Origin of the sequence: Citrobacter sp. Cpo109 (assembly GCF_030332565.1) — a bacterium.
Lineage (GTDB): Bacteria > Pseudomonadota > Gammaproteobacteria > Enterobacterales > Enterobacteriaceae > Citrobacter > Citrobacter portucalensis.
Genome location: NZ_JAOWHQ010000057.1, coordinates 453206 through 469485, shown reverse-complemented (window position 1 = coordinate 469485; position 16280 = coordinate 453206). Strand labels below are relative to the sequence as shown.

General features: G+C 49.6%; 16 protein-coding genes. 10 read left to right on the top strand and 6 right to left on the bottom strand.

The annotated features are described in order from the left end of the window. The first annotated feature begins 72 nt into the window (after positions 1 to 72). From OGY71_RS13115 to folM, 4 genes are all read left to right on the top strand, one after another. Positions 73 to 1241 (top strand): IS3 family transposase gene (locus OGY71_RS13115; RefSeq protein ID WP_100216202.1). Its coding sequence is split into 2 segments (ribosomal slippage): positions 73 to 322 and positions 322 to 1241, totalling 1170 coding nucleotides; the frame shifts between segments, so codons are not numbered across the junction. A gap of 173 nt (positions 1242 to 1414) precedes the next feature. Beyond that, a complete protein-coding gene (locus tag OGY71_RS13110) occupies positions 1415 to 1942 on the top strand; it encodes a hypothetical protein (RefSeq protein ID WP_003832852.1) in 528 nt (175 codons plus the stop codon). Between the two features lie 53 nt (positions 1943 to 1995). Next, complete coding sequence (locus OGY71_RS13105) at positions 1996 to 2475, top strand: hypothetical protein (RefSeq protein ID WP_003832848.1); 480 nt, start codon at positions 1996 to 1998, stop codon at positions 2473 to 2475. A gap of 279 nt (positions 2476 to 2754) precedes the next feature. After that, positions 2755 to 3477: a dihydromonapterin reductase gene (gene folM, locus OGY71_RS13100; RefSeq protein WP_003832846.1), complete on the top strand. Its 723-nt coding sequence runs from the start codon at positions 2755 to 2757 to the stop codon at positions 3475 to 3477. Here folM and OGY71_RS13095 read toward each other — a convergent pair. Next, positions 3474 to 3809 carry a GlpM family protein gene (locus tag OGY71_RS13095; RefSeq protein WP_003832844.1) on the bottom strand — a complete coding sequence of 112 codons (336 nt, stop codon included), beginning with the start codon at positions 3807 to 3809 and terminating at the stop codon, positions 3474 to 3476. The two genes, folM and OGY71_RS13095, sit on opposite strands and share 4 nt — an antisense overlap. A gap of 117 nt (positions 3810 to 3926) precedes the next feature. Between OGY71_RS13095 and rstA the strand changes: the two genes are divergently transcribed. After that, positions 3927 to 4670, top strand: coding sequence for a two-component system response regulator RstA (gene rstA, locus OGY71_RS13090; protein ID WP_286613392.1), 744 nt, complete (start codon positions 3927 to 3929; stop codon positions 4668 to 4670). Between the two features lie 246 nt (positions 4671 to 4916). After that, positions 4917 to 6257: an L-cystine transporter gene (locus OGY71_RS13085; protein ID WP_286613391.1), complete on the top strand. Its 1341-nt coding sequence runs from the start codon at positions 4917 to 4919 to the stop codon at positions 6255 to 6257. Positions 6258 to 6309: 52 nt separating this feature from the next. Here OGY71_RS13085 and OGY71_RS13080 read toward each other — a convergent pair whose 3' ends face one another. After that, on the bottom strand, positions 6310 to 7338 hold the full coding sequence (locus tag OGY71_RS13080) for a HoxN/HupN/NixA family nickel/cobalt transporter (RefSeq protein WP_063941561.1): 1029 nt from the start codon (positions 7336 to 7338) through the stop codon (positions 6310 to 6312). Between the two features lie 120 nt (positions 7339 to 7458). Then, on the bottom strand, positions 7459 to 8301 hold the full coding sequence (locus OGY71_RS13075) for an aminoglycoside phosphotransferase family protein (protein WP_286613390.1): 843 nt from the start codon (positions 8299 to 8301) through the stop codon (positions 7459 to 7461). A gap of 188 nt (positions 8302 to 8489) precedes the next feature. On the opposite strand from OGY71_RS13075, the gene OGY71_RS13070 reads away from it, so the two are divergent. Then, complete coding sequence (locus tag OGY71_RS13070) at positions 8490 to 9281, top strand: MBL fold metallo-hydrolase (RefSeq protein ID WP_200920446.1); 792 nt, start codon at positions 8490 to 8492, stop codon at positions 9279 to 9281. 26 nt (positions 9282 to 9307) lie between these two features. Here the strand turns inward: OGY71_RS13070 and OGY71_RS13065 are convergent, their stop codons facing one another. Continuing rightward, positions 9308 to 9652, bottom strand: a complete 345-nt coding sequence (locus tag OGY71_RS13065; RefSeq protein ID WP_032934568.1) for a DUF1294 domain-containing protein — start codon at positions 9650 to 9652, stop codon at positions 9308 to 9310. 234 nt (positions 9653 to 9886) lie between these two features. On the opposite strand from OGY71_RS13065, the gene OGY71_RS23185 reads away from it, so the two are divergent. The 3 genes from OGY71_RS23185 to tus all read left to right on the top strand — a co-directional run bounded on the left by OGY71_RS23185 (position 9887) and on the right by tus (position 12940). Beyond that, positions 9887 to 10405, top strand: a complete 519-nt coding sequence (locus OGY71_RS23185; protein WP_286634788.1) for a hypothetical protein — start codon at positions 9887 to 9889, stop codon at positions 10403 to 10405. A 230-nt stretch (positions 10406 to 10635) separates the two neighbouring features. Continuing rightward, positions 10636 to 11937 carry a two-component system sensor histidine kinase RstB gene (rstB, locus tag OGY71_RS13060; protein ID WP_286604771.1) on the top strand — a complete coding sequence of 434 codons (1302 nt, stop codon included), beginning with the start codon at positions 10636 to 10638 and terminating at the stop codon, positions 11935 to 11937. Positions 11938 to 12010: 73 nt separating this feature from the next. After that, a complete protein-coding gene (gene tus / locus OGY71_RS13055; RefSeq protein WP_286604773.1) occupies positions 12011 to 12940 on the top strand; it encodes a DNA replication terminus site-binding protein in 930 nt (309 codons plus the stop codon). Here the strand turns inward: tus and fumC are convergent. Continuing rightward, complete coding sequence (gene fumC, locus OGY71_RS13050) at positions 12937 to 14340, bottom strand: class II fumarate hydratase (protein ID WP_003832824.1); 1404 nt, start codon at positions 14338 to 14340, stop codon at positions 12937 to 12939. The two genes, tus and fumC, sit on opposite strands and share 4 nt — an antisense overlap. Positions 14341 to 14481: 141 nt before the next feature. After that, the gene (gene fumB, locus OGY71_RS13045) at positions 14482 to 16128 is read right to left on the bottom strand and encodes a class I fumarate hydratase (RefSeq protein ID WP_286613389.1); all 1647 of its coding nucleotides are present in this window, start codon (positions 16126 to 16128) and stop codon (positions 14482 to 14484) included. Positions 16129 to 16280: the final 152 nt, after the last annotated feature.

Here is a 16280-nt window from a genome sequence, read left to right as displayed (position 1 = left end):
TGTAGTGGTTTACTGAATTTGGCCACCTGAACAGAGGTGATATGCTCACCTCAGAACATTACAGGTGCCTCAATGAAAAAAAGAAATTTCAGCGCAGAGTTTAAACGTGAATCCGCTCAACTGGTCCTTGATCAGAACTACACCGTTGCAGCTGCGGCCAGTGCTATGGATGTGGGTCTTTCTACCATGACGCGATGGGTAAAGCAGTTACGGGATGAACGACAGGGCAAAATACCTAAAGCCTCCCCTATAACCCCGGAACAGATTGAAATACGTGAGCTGAAGAAAAAGCTACAACGCATTGAAATGGAAAACGACATATTAAAAAAGGCTACCGCGCTCTTGATGTCAGACTCCCTGAACAATTCTCGTTAATCGGGAAACTCAGAGCGCAGTATCCTGTGGTCACACTCTGCCACGTGTTCGGGGTTCATCGCAGTAGCTACAAATACTGGGAGAAAAGCGCCGAAAAGCCAGACGGCTGGCGAGCTGTGTTACGCAGCCAGGTTCGGGAGCTGCATAACATCAGCCATGGCTCTGCTGGCGCAAGAAGTATCGCCATTATGGCAACCCTGAGAGGCTTCAGAATGGGACGCTGGCTTGCTGGCAGGCTCATGAAAGAACTGGGGCTGGTGAGTTGTCAGCAGCCTACCCACCGGTATAAACGTGTTGGTCATGAACACATCGCTATCCCGAATCGCCTTGAGCGACAGTTCGCAGTGACAGAACCTAACCAGGTGTGGTGCGGCGATGTGACGTACATCTGGACAGGCAAGCGTTGGGCTTACCTTGCAGTTGTTCTCGATCTGTTCGCAAGGAAACCAGTGGGCTGGGCAATGTCATTCTCGCCGGATAGCAAGCTGACCATCAGAGCGCTGGAAATGGCGTGGGAAGCTCGCGGTAAACCAGCCGGAGTGATGTTCCACAGTGACCAGGGTAGCCACTATACAAGCAGGCAGTTCCGGCAGTTACTGTGGCGTTGCCAGATCAGGCAGAGTATGAGCCGACGTGGAAACTGTTGGGACAACAGCCCGATGGAACGCTTCTTCCGTAGTCTGAAAAACGAGTGGGTGCCAGTGACAGGTTATATAAACTTTAGCGATGCTGCTCATGCGATCACAGACTATATCGTCGGGTATTACAGCTCGCTAAGGCCGCATGACTATAACGGTGGGTTGCCCCCAAACGAATCGGAAAACCGATACTGGAAAAACTCTAAAGCCGTGGCCAGTTTTAGTTGACCACTACAACCCCTGTTACACCATCTTCTGATGTAACACCAACGACCACTGTGTACCGCGATGGACACGGCGATAGCGTCATCTTGTATTGGAATGCCTAAGAAAGAGTACAGTTTTGTACCTTTAAAAATAATAAGGCTGGACTAATCCAGCCTTTTTTAGAGGAAATAATTATGTCAGATTTAACAGCAGCAGATTTTTTAGAACTTATTGATCTTGAACCATTTAAGAAGCCTAACAATGAAACAGGTGTTTCGGTTCAACGAAGTATTGAGTTAGAAAAACTACGTCATGCTGTAAAAGAAGGCCATGTAAACCTCCGTTTTTTCCTCAAATGGTTAAATGCTGCAGCTGGTTGCCGCTTACAAGAACGATGGTTAAACAAGTTTTTTACCGATGACCTCAGAGAATTTCCCGTACGATCACAGCAACACACTAGTAAGAGCACAGAGGAAAAGCTAAAGGAAGAAGTTGCTCGTCTTACAGAGCAACTAAGAGCATCACAAGAACAGAATCAGGTTATTGCGTCTATCGCTTCAGAAGACAATCAGAAAGCCATTTTTGCGGGTATCGTCGAACGTATCGAAGAAGAATCACAAGCTGAACTAAAAGCCTTTGCAGAGAAAGCAGCAACACAGGCAAAACAGAAAGCAATAGATATGATGATAGCTATCTTTCCTAATTGGAAGCCATCAGATTGAACACAATAGGCTGTGTGTATTATCATGCTTCCTTAATCATTTAAGGGTAGACAATGAAGAACGTAAATCTGATTTTACTCGGAGACAGCACACAGCCACAAGAACGCCGAATGAAAGAAGCGTTAAAGATAAGCAAGGACGTAAAACCTGCCGCTGTGTTAGATGCTGTGAAAGAGGCGTATGAAGGTACAGGCAAGAAACCTAAGCTGAACTATGCACAACTATCACGATGGAGAAAAGGTTTAACCTTCTATCGTTCACCCCCGCCAGAAGACGCTGTAGATCAGTATTCAGATTTATTTTCCCCACTCTACCAACTATTAGAGAATCCGGTGATTGTTGCTTCCATCGACATAACAGAATTTGAACAGAGATTGAAGATTCAGATCAAAGAACGAGAACAGAGATTGATTGAAGCAAGAAGGATTGAAGCAGAGCGTATTCTGCAAGAAGCAGAAGAAAGAGATCACAGAAAGTTTACAGAAGAATTTAATAAAATAATGGATAAGCTGAGAGAGCTTAGGAAGACCTAGTTAAAATGGGGAGCCTGTTTTCTGGTTCCCTTTTTTATTGACTAATCATTGTTAATCCCTCTCTCTCTATTACTCCTGCGACTAAAGCCCGACTATAAAAGCGGGATTTAACAAGCTCTGTGCTCGCCGCTAAATCAGGATGCTGTAACAAACCCCCAACAACTTTTTTCCTGTGTGCTACTGTGTACAAATGAGTTTGCACCACTCATCAATGTTTCATACACCACTTACACCCTTTATCTTGTAAGATGCTGTTTTTAATGGAGCCTGAGTATAACAATGGGTAAAAAACCTCCTTTGCCAATTCTTATCACCGGAGGTGGTCGTCGTATCGGCCTCGCCGTCGCATGGCACTTTCTGAACCAAAAACAGCCAGTTATCGTCAGCTACCGTACACACTATCCTGCCATTGACGGCCTGCGAGAAGCTGGCGCGATTTGTATCCCTGCTGACTTTTCCACGGATGAAGGCGTGCTGGCCTTTGCTGATGAGGTCAAAGCACAGACCGATGGCTTGCGCGCCATTGTGCATAATGCCAGCGCCTGGCTTGCAGAAAAGCCCGGTACGCCGCTGACTGACGTGCTGTCAGCAATGATGCAGATTCATGTCAATACGCCCTACCTGCTCAACCACGCGCTGGAAGGATTGCTACGCGGTCATGGGCACGCAGCCAGCGACATCATCCATTTTACGGATTATGTTGTGGAGCGCGGCAGCGACAAGCACATTGCTTATGCTGCCAGCAAAGCGGCACTGGACAATATGACCCGCTCGTTCTCGCGCAAACTGGCACCGGAAGTGAAAGTGAACGCGATTGCCCCCTCACTTATCCTGTTTAACGAGGGTGACGATGCAGAGTATCGCCAGCAGGCACTGAACAAATCACTGATGAAAACTGCGCCTGGTGAAAAAGAGGTCATAGATTTAATTGACTACCTACTAACCAGTTGTTTTGTCACCGGACGTAGTTTTGCCCTTGATGGCGGGCGTCATCTGCGTTAGTGCAGTTTGATCCAACAAAAGATCAGCAACCACGCGCTCAGGCTCCAGCACACTACTGCACCGCCGAGCGCGACGGGTAAGCGCATAAACCCGGTGAAATACCACAGTGAAACAAGGTAGACAAAATAGGGAATAATCGACCACATACTGAATACAATGGTTGTACGTAACGCCTCGATCCCACGCTCACTGGCCACGATGTAGTGGGCAATCAACGCAAACGTCGGGAACAGTGGAATTAATCCAGCAATATAGTAATTCTTTGTTTTCGCCAGCAAACCAATCAACACCACCACCAGCGCACCAAGCGCCGCTTTTATAACGAGTCCCATCACTCTGCCTTAACACATCAATAACATCAGCCTCTAGCATAACGGAAGCGTTCTTGTTTAGAAAAGATTAATGGAAGGAAAAACCGGGGCGGTGTATGTTGGCGTTTTATATTCAAAATGAATGATATGAACACCATCGTATTTGTTGAAGATGATCCCGAAGTTGGCTCACTGATTGCAGCCTATCTGGCACGGCATGATATTGAGGTTATCCTTGAACCTCGTGGTGATTTGGCCGAGGAGAAAATCCTGCACGTTCAACCCGATCTGGTGTTATTAGATATCATGCTGCCGGGAAAAGACGGGATGACTATCTGCCGCGATTTACGCGGGCGCTGGCAAGGCCCGATTGTCCTGCTCACCTCGCTGGACAGCGACATGAACCATATCCTTGCGCTGGAAATGGGCGCCTGTGACTACATCCTGAAGACAACGCCGCCAGCTGTGCTGCTGGCTCGCCTGCGCCTGCACCTGCGCCAGAATGAACACTCAGCACAGTCTAAAGGCATTCAGGCGGCAACCATCACACCGCACACAACGCTGCGCTTTGGCACACTCGCAATCGATCCCACCAACCGCTCCGTGCTGCTCGGCGGCGAGCAAATCTCTCTTTCCACCGCTGATTTTGAATTACTGTGGGAGTTGGCAACCCATGCCGGGCAGATTATGGACCGTGATGCGTTGCTAAAGAACCTGCGTGGCGTAAGTTATGACGGTATGGATCGCAGCGTCGATGTCGCGATTTCCCGCTTACGCAAAAAACTTCTCGATAACGCGACTGAACCCTATCGAATCAAAACGGTACGCAACAAAGGTTATCTGTTCGCACCACACGCCTGGGACGACGAGCCGCAGAAGTAATGCCACCGGGCCGATCTCATTGGTCGGCTGGATTATTCGCAATACGTTACACTGTCACGTGCAATCGTCTACAGAACAGGCATATAAACGCCATCCGAAGCCGTTCCACACTTTTTGTGTGGCTGTAGCCCACCCCCCTCCCTATAATCCGTCGCGGTCCTGAACCCTTATGGTTCATAGGTTTTTTTCGCACTAACAAAACTCTTTCCGGCATTTCAGGTGCTGAATGAGGCAAGAGGCTACAATATGTTCGTAACGCTTGCGTATATCGCGTTCTTTTTGGTTTGTTCATGGGCAATTTTTAGAATCAACCAAAAAAGTCACTCTCTTTCAAAAAGCGTCTTCATCGCTATTTTTATGGGTGCCGTTATCGGCTTATCCCTGCATCTCATTGCTGCTGACGAAAGTAAAACAGTTATCGACTGGTATAATGTTATCGGCAACGGTTATGTTAATTTACTGAAACTGGTTGCGGTTCCGCTGATTTTCATCTCTATTCTCTCAGCCATTAATAAGCTCGAAAACAGCGCTGGCATTGGGAAAATGTCGTTAACCATTGTCGGATGCATGCTCTGTCTGGTAATGATTGCCGGTTTTATTGGGCTGTTGACTGCGCATGTATTAGGTCTGGACGCCAGTGCGTTTGTTCATATGCAGTCCACACTGACTGCAGACGATGTGAGTAAAACTGCCGCCATTTCACTACCTAAACTGGTTACATCTCTGATCCCCACGAATATCTTCCTCGACCTAACAGGAGCCAGAAGCGTTTCCGTCATTGGCATTGTTATCTTCACCCTGCTTGCCGGCGTGGCATTATTAAAGGTCAAACAAGACGCCCCGCAAGAAGGTGAAAAATTAAGTGCTGGTATTAACGCTATCCAGATTTGGGTGATGAAAATGGTGCGCATCGTTATTGCCCTCACCCCTTATGGTGTGATGGCATTAATGGCAGGCGTATTTTCCGCATATCGATTTGAACAATTTGCCAGTTTGTTAGGCTTTATTGCTGCCTGTTACCTTGCGATTCTGATGATGTTTATCGTCCACGCACTGATACTGGTTCTGAGCGGAAATAATCCCGTTCACTATTTTAAAACTGTCTGGCCAGTATTAACTTTTGCATTTGTTTCACGCAGCAGTGCAGCATCTATTCCACTGGCTATTTCCGCACAGGAAAAATTTGGCGTGCAAAACACCATTGCTAATATTGCGGCTTCATTCGGCTCCAGCATGGGGCAAAACGGCTGCGCCGGGATCTACCCGGCTATTATGGTGGCGATGATTGCTCCAACAATTGGGATTGATCCGCTATCAGTACATTTTTTGCTCGCCATGCTTCCTGCGATTGCGCTGGGTTCTATTGGGGTGGCGGGTGTAGGCGGTGGCGGAACATTTGCTGCACTGCTCGTCCTTTCAACGCTGAACTTCCCGGTCGCGCTGGTGGGGATTTTCATTGCTATCGAGCCTGTCGTCGATATGGCCAGAACGGCATTAAACGTGAACGGTTCGATGATGTCTGGCGTGCTGGCTAACCGGATCCTGAAAAAGAGTACTGAAAAACCACAACCCGTGAACGCGAATTAGTCAGTCTTAAAAAGATCAAAGCCTTCCTGTTCCTGGAAGGCTTGCTTTTGTGTCAGCTAAACGTCAGTCCGTCGTATTTTTTCCAACGGTAGTTTACGGCGGAGATAATCCAGCAGCCGATAAAGACGCCAATAATCGCAAACCCGACATTCCCCATATGGTCACTCAAATTGCTGACGGTATCCCACAAACCACCCTGGAGCGAAAACGCGTCAGAGAGAAGTCCCAGCGCCTCCAGCCCGCCAATAAATAGAGCAACAATCACGGAAGTCCCGGTAATGGTCATATTGTAATAGAGCTTGCGTTGCGGCTTATTGAACGCCCAGCCGTAGGCCTCAACCATCAGAATACTGTCGAGACAATCAATTAACGCCATACCGCAGGTAAACAGCGCCGGGAACACGAGAATTGACCAAACCGACATGCCACTGGACGCGCTTGAAGCAGAAATTCCCAGCAAAGAAATTTCAGTGGCGGTATCAAAACCCAGACCAAACAGAAAACCGACAAAATACATATGCCAGTCTTTACCTACCAGCCGAAACGCTGAGCGGAAAAGCCAGTTCAGAGGGCCTGAAACCGTAATATCTTCCGTGGCGCCATCGTAAGCACCGGTGCGTTTAAGATGGCGGAATGCCTTCCAGACCTGGCAGAAAATAATGAGATTAATGGTAGCCAGAATCAGCAAAAATACGGCAGAGACCGTAGTTCCTATCAGACCGCCGACATTCTGAAACCATGCCATATGTTGCTTAAACACGCTGGTGGTCAGTGCAATGCCAATGCTTGCCAGTACCACAATGGTGGAGTGCCCCAAAGAAAACCAGGCTCCCGTCGTCAGGGCGCGTTTTTTCTGCTGCATAAGTTTACGCGTAGCGCTGTCTATCGCGGCGATATGATCGGCATCTACGGCATGGCGCAAACCATAGCACCACGCAATCAGACTCAGTGCCAGTAATGACGTGTTGTTGCCAAACGCGGTGAAAGCCCACAGCCACGCTACGATGTTTGCCCCGATGAGTAAGACCATCAACAAAACAATATTCGGGCGTTTTTTTAATAATGAAAACAATGCGTTCATTGTTTCCGGCCTGTCAAATTTTCGCTCAACAACACACCACACCGCCGTTCATTGATTGATTAATACAACGTTTACTAGGCTAATGATAACTCTTAAGAATTACTAACCCAGTGTCGTAGATCAAAGTTGATTACCACCTGAAGCAAGTTCTGCCATCGCTAGCTCTGCAATACGCAGAGGTACCGTTGCGCTGTCACCCTCTTGCAGAAACCAGACGGACGACAACCCACACCAGGCAACAATCCACATCAGTAAACGCTGCCGTTCAATTCTGGCGATTTCAGACACAATGTTGACTCGTTGCGTGAATCTTTCCGGCTCAATGGCGACAGGTCTGGTAGGTTCGGCAAGATCGGGGTTAGTAAAGATATTGGCGTAATCAAAGCCACGCTCGCCCACCAGCCCTTTGGGATCGATAGCCAGCCATCCTCTCGTTCCGAAATCAAGAATATTGCCGTGATGTAGATCGCCATGTAATACGACTTCATCATGGGGTGAAGATAGCAGTACGTTTGCCACCGCAGCACAACGCGTCAGGATACCGCCATGCTTTTTCGCGGCAGGAGCCAGATCGCGAAACCAATGGTGCAGAGGTGTTAACGCAGGCGTAGACGCATTTCGGGAGAGATGGAGTCTACTGGCAGCATGGCAAATAATGCGACAGGCCTGCGCATCGTTGCCAGTCCAGGACATGTCCGCTAAAGACTCTGTCCCTGTCGCACGTTCCAGCAGAATCGCCCCTGCTGCATGAGCAAGTACTTTCGCTGAGCCATTTCCGTTCCACCAGACCATGAGTTCACAGCCGATCCGTTCACTGTCATCGTCGGTAATCTTTAGTATGGCTTTCTGCCCGTCCTTGACCACCACCACAGGCAAAAGCTGCGATGTGTGCGTTTCAAACGGTTCACCATCTGGAGTGAGCCCCCAACGGTTGAGCCAGGTGTTGAACAGACGATTTTCCAAACAATATCCTCATTTTTCTCTGGAAGATGGTAACCAAAGGATCCGTGTCGGCATTATTCCTGTTTTCTTTTGGTTGAGCCACAACCCCCACTTCCATCATCACTGACTTATCGGGTAGAGCACTAACAGGCACATCCTTGTGTATCTGTGTGCCATGCTGACTGTGTTCGGTATATGAGGAGGACACGATGATCTCGTTATGCAAAACCTGTGGAACATCCTATGAGGTAGCTGGCGCCCATCCGGAACATTGCGATATCTGCCTGGATGAACGTCAATATGTCCCCACAAGCGGGCAGAAATGGATCGATTTTGGCACCCTGTGTGCATCACATACAAATAAGTGGAAGCAACACGACAGTACTCTCCTCAGCATCCGCACCGTTCCTGATTTTGCAATTGATCAGCGCGCGTTTCTTGTGCGCACCCCAGAAGGAAATATTCTGTGGGACTGCATTGCCACGCTCGACGATGCCACTAAAACGCTAATAACGTCCCTTGGCGGCCTTAAGGCTATCGCGATTTCGCATCCTCATTACTACACCACCATGCAGGACTGGGCTGCGGAATTTAACGCGCCGATTTACCTTCATGCCAGCGACAGAAGGTGGGTAATGCGCGACAGCCCGTGGATTAGATTCTGGGATGGCGACACCATTGAGTTAACCCGTGACGTCAAGGTGATACGTCTCGGCGGACACTTTGCTGGCGGCTGCGTCCTGCACTGGGCGCGTGACGAAGGCGTCGTGCTTTCTGGCGACATCGTTCAAGTTACACCAGGTGCCCATGCAGTCTCATTTATGTGGAGCTACCCCAATATGCTACCGTTGCCAGCCGCAACCGTCAGCGACATCATCCAACGCCTGAGAACAGTGAAATTTAAGCAACTTTACGGCGCATTTGAAGGAAAAAATATTACGCAAAATGCCGATGAAATTGTGCGCCGTTCAGGTGAAAAATATATTTCCTGCCTCAAATAAACCGGCAGTTTATTCACCAACCATGCTCAGGAAGGTAAAAATGGATAGAACTTATAAATCACGCCCATCACAGAAATACTCACTATCACACTGATAATGAAGTAGGTTTTGAAAGGCTGCTTTTGTGTTTTATGGCGAAAGATTTGTTGACCCGCTATCGCGCCGCCCCACCCGCCCACAACGCCAAACACCAGCAATGTGGATTCCGGCACTCTGCGCCAGTCCTTACGTGCCGCCATTTTGTCCACGCCGTATAACAGCAGCGTCAAAACGTTGGCGAGTAGAAACCATATAACAAGAGGATAAGCGGTGAAAATGCAGCCGACCGCTGCGAAAATGAGTAGCGAATAACAACAGCGATTGAGATTCATATTTTCAGTCACAGCACTTTTCAGGAAGTATCGACACGCATTATACGCAAGGTCAGTCATCCCTGCCACGGGTGAGAATATCCCTTTTATTATTATGCCTATATCCCCAAAGATAGCGCAAATTCTCTGGTCTGCGGCGTACCTAACAATTCAAACAAGAGAGCCGTTTTCATTATTCAAAACAAATGGTAATTTATTAAACCCAAATGGAGAAATTGTTCTGGAGTCACAAGGATGAGAAAATACTCATATCCATATTTGTTTTTTGTTACCGTCTCATCTCTCGGCGCAATTTTTCTCTTTTATTGGTGGAAGGTAACGATATACAGAGCGACATTTCTCTACCCGCTCACATCCAAATACCTCATGCTTATTTCTCTGGCAGTGTCATTGTTAATTACCTTATTTCTGGTAGGTAATGGGATAATGAAAAAAAGTCCCTTCCAAACTTATCTAAAATTATTTGGTGGTATCAGCATTGCCATGGTGCTGTTTTCAGTGATCATGGTTATGGCGATAACCTGGTTCATTCCGGGTGTCCCCTCGTCCTATACCACCACATACGTCTATGCTACAGGAAGTTCGAAAAGCTGTTCGGGGGCTGATGTTGACGATCCAGACCTTGGGACTAATATCAGAATTTGCTATCCCGAAGGTAACTACGAATATAACAACACCATCTACGTTGAGAAACGAAGTAACCTTTTAGGTGCGGTCGTGACGTACGCCAGAACAACCCCATCCCGATTTTGATTAACTTACAGCATAGAAAGCAATGCGTGATCCAGCGAAAGGTCATTCTGCGCCCGTAGGGGCCATAAGAATGCAGAAAAGAGATATACAGTGTACTCTGCGTGGACAAGCACGCCGGATGGTGATCGGAGAACCTTTCTGAACCCACGCATCGGCGGATACTGCTGTGCCCACTTTTCCCCTGAGGGACACGTGCACTCGCTAACTTATTGAGCATTCGGTGATTTTTTATGAAGAAACTGTTTGTGCAGTTTTACCTCCTGCTGTTTGTCTGCTTTTTGGTGATGACCCTGTTGGTCGGTCTGGTATACAAATTCACCGCAGAACGCGCAGGCAGACAGTCGCTCGACGATTTGATGAAAAGCTCGTTGTACCTGATGCGCAGTGAACTACGCGAAATCCCGCCACGCGACTGGGGTAAGACGCTGAAGGAGATGGATTTAAACCTCTCATTTGACCTTCGCGTTGAACCGCTGAATAAGTACACACTGGATGCCCCAACCATGCAGCGTTTGCGCGAAGGCGATATTGTTGCACTTGACGATCAATACACCTTTATTCAACGCATTCCTCGCAGCCATTACGTGCTAGCCGTCGGCCCGGTTCCTTATCTCTATTTTCTTCATCAAATGCGCTTGCTGGACATCGCGCTGATGGCGTTTATTGCTATCTCACTGGCCTTCCCGGTACTGATCTGGATGCGCCCGCACTGGCAGGAAATGCTCAGACTCGAATCCGCCGCACAGCGTTTTGGTGAAGGACATCTGAGTGAACGCCTTCATTTTGACAGTGGTTCCAGCTTTGAGCGCCTGGGCGTAGCGTTTAATCAAATGGCCGACAATATCAATGCGCTGATCGCCAGTAAAAAACAGCTCATCGATGGTATTGCCCATGAGCTTCGTACCCCGCTGGTACGTTTACGTTACCGGCTGGAAATGAGTGATAACCTCACCGAGCAGGAATCTCAGGCTCTGAATCGTGATATCGGCCAACTGGAAGCGTTGATCGAAGAGTTACTGACCTACGCCCGCTTGGATCGCCCGCAAAATGAACTGAAACTCAGCGTACCGGACCTACCTGCTTGGTTAACCACCCATCTGAAGGATGTGCAAAGCGTGAATCCTGACCGTGTGGTGCAATTACGTCATCTCGAAACTGGCGACTACGGCGCGTTGGATATGCGCCTGATGGAGCGGGTCCTGGATAATTTGCTGAACAATGCCCTACGCTATTGCCAGTCTACAGTGCAAGCCAGTCTGCTGCTGAGTGGCAATCAAGCCACGCTGGTAGTGGAAGACGACGGTCCCGGTATTGCACCAGACGCACGTGAACAGGTTTTTGAACCGTTTGTACGCCTTGATCCCAGCCGCGATCGGGCGACCGGGGGTTGTGGGCTTGGGTTAGCCATCGTCCACTCAATAGCGTTGGCTATGGGAGGGACGGTCGTCTGTGGTGAAAGTGAACTTGGCGGTGCCCGTTTTACTTTCCGTTGGCCCGTCTGGCATAACATTCCTGAACTTTCACCTGCCTGACCTATTCTGCTCGGTGGTCAGGCGATGGATGTTGTGTTATAAAAAAGTATGTTGTAACTAAAATGGTAAACCTATGGCCCGTTACGATCTCGTTGACCGCCTGAACGGCACCTTTCGCCAGATGGAACAAGAACTGGCGCTTCTGAACGAAAACCTGTTGCAGCAGAAGCTGCTTATTGCCCGCGTATTCTCGTTACCGGAAGTGGTCAAAGAGGCAGAGCATGCCCCTCTGCAAAACATTGATGTTAAGCAGCACTTAGGCAAAGAGGCTGAAGCGCTGGCATTGCGTCATTACCGTCACCTGTTTATTCAGCAGCAGTCCGAAAACCGCAGCAGCAAAGCGGCCGTCCGCCTACCGGGTGTATTGTGCTACCAGGTTGATAATGCAGCGCAATGTGCTCTGGAAGAACAAATCCAGCGTATAAACCAGTTGAAAACCACCTTCGAGCGCATTGTTACAGTAGAATCAGGGCTGGCGCCGACAGCACGTTTCGAATGGGTGCATCGCCACCTGCCGGGGCTGATTACACTGAATGCCTATCGCACGCTCACCGTTGTCAGAGATCCTGCCACCCTCAGGTTCGGCTGGGCTAACAAGCACATTATTAAAAACCTGAAACGCGATGAAGTACTGCAGCAACTGGAAAAAAGCCTGACCTCACCGCGCAGCGTACATCCCTGGACTCGTGAAGAATGGCAGCAGAAGCTTGAACGCGAATATCAGGATATCGCCGCCTTACCGCAGCAGGCCCGCCTGAAGATCAAAAGGCCGGTAAAAGTGCAGCCTATTGCCCGCGTCTGGTACAAAGGAGAGCAAAAACAGGTGCAATATGCCTGCCCGACACCGCTGATTGCTTTGCTTAATAACGACAACGGTATGACCGTACCGGATATCGGCGAGTTACTGAATTACGATGCCGAAAACGTTCAGCATCGCTTTAAACCTCAGGCGCAGCCGTTGAGATTGATTATTCCCCGGCTGCACCTGTACGTTGCGGATTAACTGCCTGGCCGCATGCTGCCAACCATCAGCTCCGGACGTACCCAGCTGTCGAACTCCGCTTCGGTTAGATATCCCAGCGCCAGAGCGGAGGCTTTTAGCGTCAGCCCTTCTTTATGCGCTTTTTTGGCAATTTCAGCCGCTTTATCGTAACCGATATGGGTGTTGAGCGCGGTCACCAGCATCAGCGACTCATTGAGCAGTTGATCTATTCGTTCACGGTTGGGCTCGATTCCCGTCGCACAATGTTCATTGAAGCTTTCCATACCGTCCGCCAGCAGGCGTACCGACTGCAGGAAGTTGTGGATGACCATCGGTCGATAGACGTTGAGCTCAAAGTTACCTGACGCCCCGCCCATATTGATGGCGACATCGTTGCCCATCACCTGGCAGCAAAGCATAGTCAGCGCTTCACACTGGGTAGGATTGACTTTACCCGGCATGATCGAGCTGCCCGGTTCGTTTTCCGGAATTGAAATTTCGCCAATACCACAGCGCGGGCCAGATGCCAGCCAGCGTACATCGTTGGCGATTTTCATCAGCGATGCTGCCAGCCCTTTTAGCGCTCCGTGGGCATGAACCAGCGCATCGCAGGTGGCCAGCGCTTCAAATTTATTCGGAGCGGTAACGAACGGCGCGCAGGTAATGACCCGCAGTTCATCCGCGACCCGGCGGGCGTATTCGGGATGAGTGTTCAGTCCTGTACCTACCGCGGTTCCCCCCAACGCCAGTTCTGCCACATGCGGTAAACTGTTTTCAATGTGTCTGAGGTTATGTTCAAGCATTGCTACCCAGCCGGAAATCTCCTGGCCAAGCGTAAGTGGAGTTGCATCTTGCAGATGTGTACGACCAATTTTAACGATATCGGCGAAAGCGTGGGACTTATCACTGAGCGTTTTGGTCAACACATTTAATTGTGGGATCAAAGATTTACGCAGCGCCAGCAGTGCGGCAACGTGCATTGCCGTCGGGAAGACATCGTTCGAGCTTTGGCTTTTATTGACATCATCGTTGGGGTGTACTTTCCGCTCCATTCCCCGCTCACCGCCCAGCAACTCGCTGGCCCGGTTTGCCAGCACCTCGTTCATGTTCATATTGCTTTGCGTGCCGGACCCAGTTTGCCAGATGGCCAGCGGAAACTCATCGCGGTGTTTATCTGCCAACACTTCATCTGCAGCCTGCATAATAGCCCTGGCTTTATCCTCCGCCAGCAGCCCCAGATCCTGGTTAACCTTTGCCGCAGCGCGTTTCGTCAGCGCCAGCGCATGGATCAACGAGACCGGCATTTTCTCCGTTGAGATACGAAAATGCTCCAGTGAACGTTGGGTTTGCGCGCCCCAAAGCTTATCGGCAGGAACATCAATCGCCCCCATTGAATCATTCTCGCGGCGTACCGTTACCATTACCTGCTCCTTACATTAACAGTTGATTAGGTTATGTTTCGACATTGCCCATTTGCATTGGTCTTATGAGTATTAACGAGGATAAAGCTGTCGTTTGGTGGTTCGTGCGGTAAAAAAAACCGCCCCGAAGGGCGGCTGACGTTACTTAACGCAGCGTGCGCACTGCGACGTCTGAATTTGCTTGAAGAAATCGTTGCCTTTGTCATCTACCAGGATAAACGCCGGGAAATCTTCCACTTCAATTTTCCAGATGGCTTCCATCCCGAGTTCCGGGTATTCCACGCACTCCAGACTCTTGATACTGCCCTGGGCCAGCACCGCGGCGGGGCCGCCAATACTGCCTAAATAGAAGCCGCCATGCTTATGGCAGGCATCGGTCACCTGCTGGCTGCGGTTGCCTTTCGCCAGCATGATCATGCTTCCACCAGCAGCCTGAAGCTGGTCAACATACGAGTCCATACGCCCGGCCGTGGTTGGCCCCAGCGAACCCGAAGCATAGCCTTCCGGCGTTTTTGCCGGACCTGCGTAATAGATCGGGTGATCTTTAACATACTGCGGCAAACTTTCGCCGTTATCCAGACGTTCTTTCAGTTTCGCATGCGCAATATCACGGCCAACGATAATTGTACCGTTGAGCGACAGTCGCGTGGAAACCGGATACAGGGAAAGCTGAGCCAGGATCTCTTTCATCGGACGATTGAGGTCAACGCGTACCGCTTCGCCCTCTCCCGCCTGGCGCAGCTCTTCCGGTATAAATTTGCCAGGATTATGTTCCAGTTTTTCAATCCAGATACCTTCACGGTTGATCTTGGCTTTGATATTTCGATCGGCTGAGCAAGAAACGCCCATACCAACCGGACACGACGCACCGTGACGCGGCAGGCGGATCACGCGGATATCATGCGCGAAGTACTTCCCGCCAAACTGCGCGCCCAGTCCCAAATTCTGCGCCTCAATCAGCAGCTCTTTTTCCAGCTCTACATCGCGGAATGCCTGACCATGTTCGTTACCTTCTGTCGGCAGTTCGTCGTAGTATTTTGCAGAAGCCAGTTTGACCGTTTTCAGCGTGGCTTCCGCTGACGTTCCGCCGATCACAAACGCAATGTGATACGGCGGACAAGCCGCAGTGCCCAACGTACGCATCTTCTCAACCAGGTAATTTTTTAATTTGCCCGGCGTGAGCAGCGCTTTGGTTTCCTGGTACAGATAGGTTTTGTTCGCCGAACCACCGCCTTTGGCAATGCACAGGAATTTGTATTCATCGCCATCGACGGTATACAAATCGATTTGTGCTGGCAGGTTGGTGCCGGTGTTCACCTCTTTATACATATCCAGCGCGGCGTTTTGTGAATAGCGCAGGTTGTCTTCGATATAGGTGTTATACACACCACGAGCCAGCGCCTCCTCATCGCCCCCTCCGGTCCAGACACGCTGACCTTTTTTACCCACAATAATCGCGGTTCCGGTGTCCTGACAGGTCGGCAAAATGCCTTTTGCCGCGATGTCAGAGTTACGCAGAAATTGCAGAGCCACATACTTGTCGTTTTCGCTGGCTTCCGGGTCGCGCAGAATATCGGCTACCTGCTGTTGATGTGCGGGACGCAGCATAAACGACGCATCATGAAAGGCCTGACGAGCCAACAGGGTTAAGGCTTGCGGTGCAACTTTAACAATCTCCTGCCCTTCAAATTCGGCAACAGAGACATAGTCGCTGGTCAGCAGATAGTATTCGGTATCATCCTTTTTGAGGGGGAAAGGATGCTGATAATGAAAGGGTTTGTTTGACATTGTGCTCTCACTTACTGCTCGGTCTGGTTATTCTCTGGGCAGATGTTCCATTGCCCTGCTTCCCTGCCGCAGATCCGGTTGTAGAAGGAAGAGCTTTCTGCAACCGGAATTACTCAGGGTATTAAAAGCGAGTCACCATATCCTACACATTT

What these genes read in the sequence shown, in the direction of transcription:
- OGY71_RS13105 (WP_003832848.1), top strand. Translation starts at nt 1,996, where the DNA reads ATGAAGAACGTAAATCTGATTTTACTCGGAGACAGCACACAGCCACAA.
- fumC (WP_003832824.1), bottom strand. Translation starts at nt 14,340, where the DNA reads ATGGTAACGGTACGCCGCGAGAATGATTCAATGGGGGCGATTGATGTT.
- OGY71_RS13070 (WP_200920446.1), top strand. Translation starts at nt 8,490, where the DNA reads ATGATCTCGTTATGCAAAACCTGTGGAACATCCTATGAGGTAGCTGGC.
- OGY71_RS13080 (WP_063941561.1), bottom strand. Translation starts at nt 7,338, where the DNA reads ATGAACGCATTGTTTTCATTATTAAAAAAACGCCCGAATATTGTTTTG.
- OGY71_RS13065 (WP_032934568.1), bottom strand. Translation starts at nt 9,652, where the DNA reads ATGAATCTCAATCGCTGTTGTTATTCGCTACTCATTTTCGCAGCGGTC.
- folM (WP_003832846.1), top strand. Translation starts at nt 2,755, where the DNA reads ATGGGTAAAAAACCTCCTTTGCCAATTCTTATCACCGGAGGTGGTCGT.
- rstB (WP_286604771.1), top strand. Translation starts at nt 10,636, where the DNA reads ATGAAGAAACTGTTTGTGCAGTTTTACCTCCTGCTGTTTGTCTGCTTT.
- fumB (WP_286613389.1), bottom strand. Translation starts at nt 16,128, where the DNA reads ATGTCAAACAAACCCTTTCATTATCAGCATCCTTTCCCCCTCAAAAAG.
- OGY71_RS23185 (WP_286634788.1), top strand. Translation starts at nt 9,887, where the DNA reads ATGAGAAAATACTCATATCCATATTTGTTTTTTGTTACCGTCTCATCT.
- OGY71_RS13095 (WP_003832844.1), bottom strand. Translation starts at nt 3,809, where the DNA reads ATGGGACTCGTTATAAAAGCGGCGCTTGGTGCGCTGGTGGTGGTGTTG.
- tus (WP_286604773.1), top strand. Translation starts at nt 12,011, where the DNA reads ATGGCCCGTTACGATCTCGTTGACCGCCTGAACGGCACCTTTCGCCAG.
- rstA (WP_286613392.1), top strand. Translation starts at nt 3,927, where the DNA reads ATGAATGATATGAACACCATCGTATTTGTTGAAGATGATCCCGAAGTT.
- OGY71_RS13110 (WP_003832852.1), top strand. Translation starts at nt 1,415, where the DNA reads ATGTCAGATTTAACAGCAGCAGATTTTTTAGAACTTATTGATCTTGAA.
- OGY71_RS13085 (WP_286613391.1), top strand. Translation starts at nt 4,917, where the DNA reads ATGTTCGTAACGCTTGCGTATATCGCGTTCTTTTTGGTTTGTTCATGG.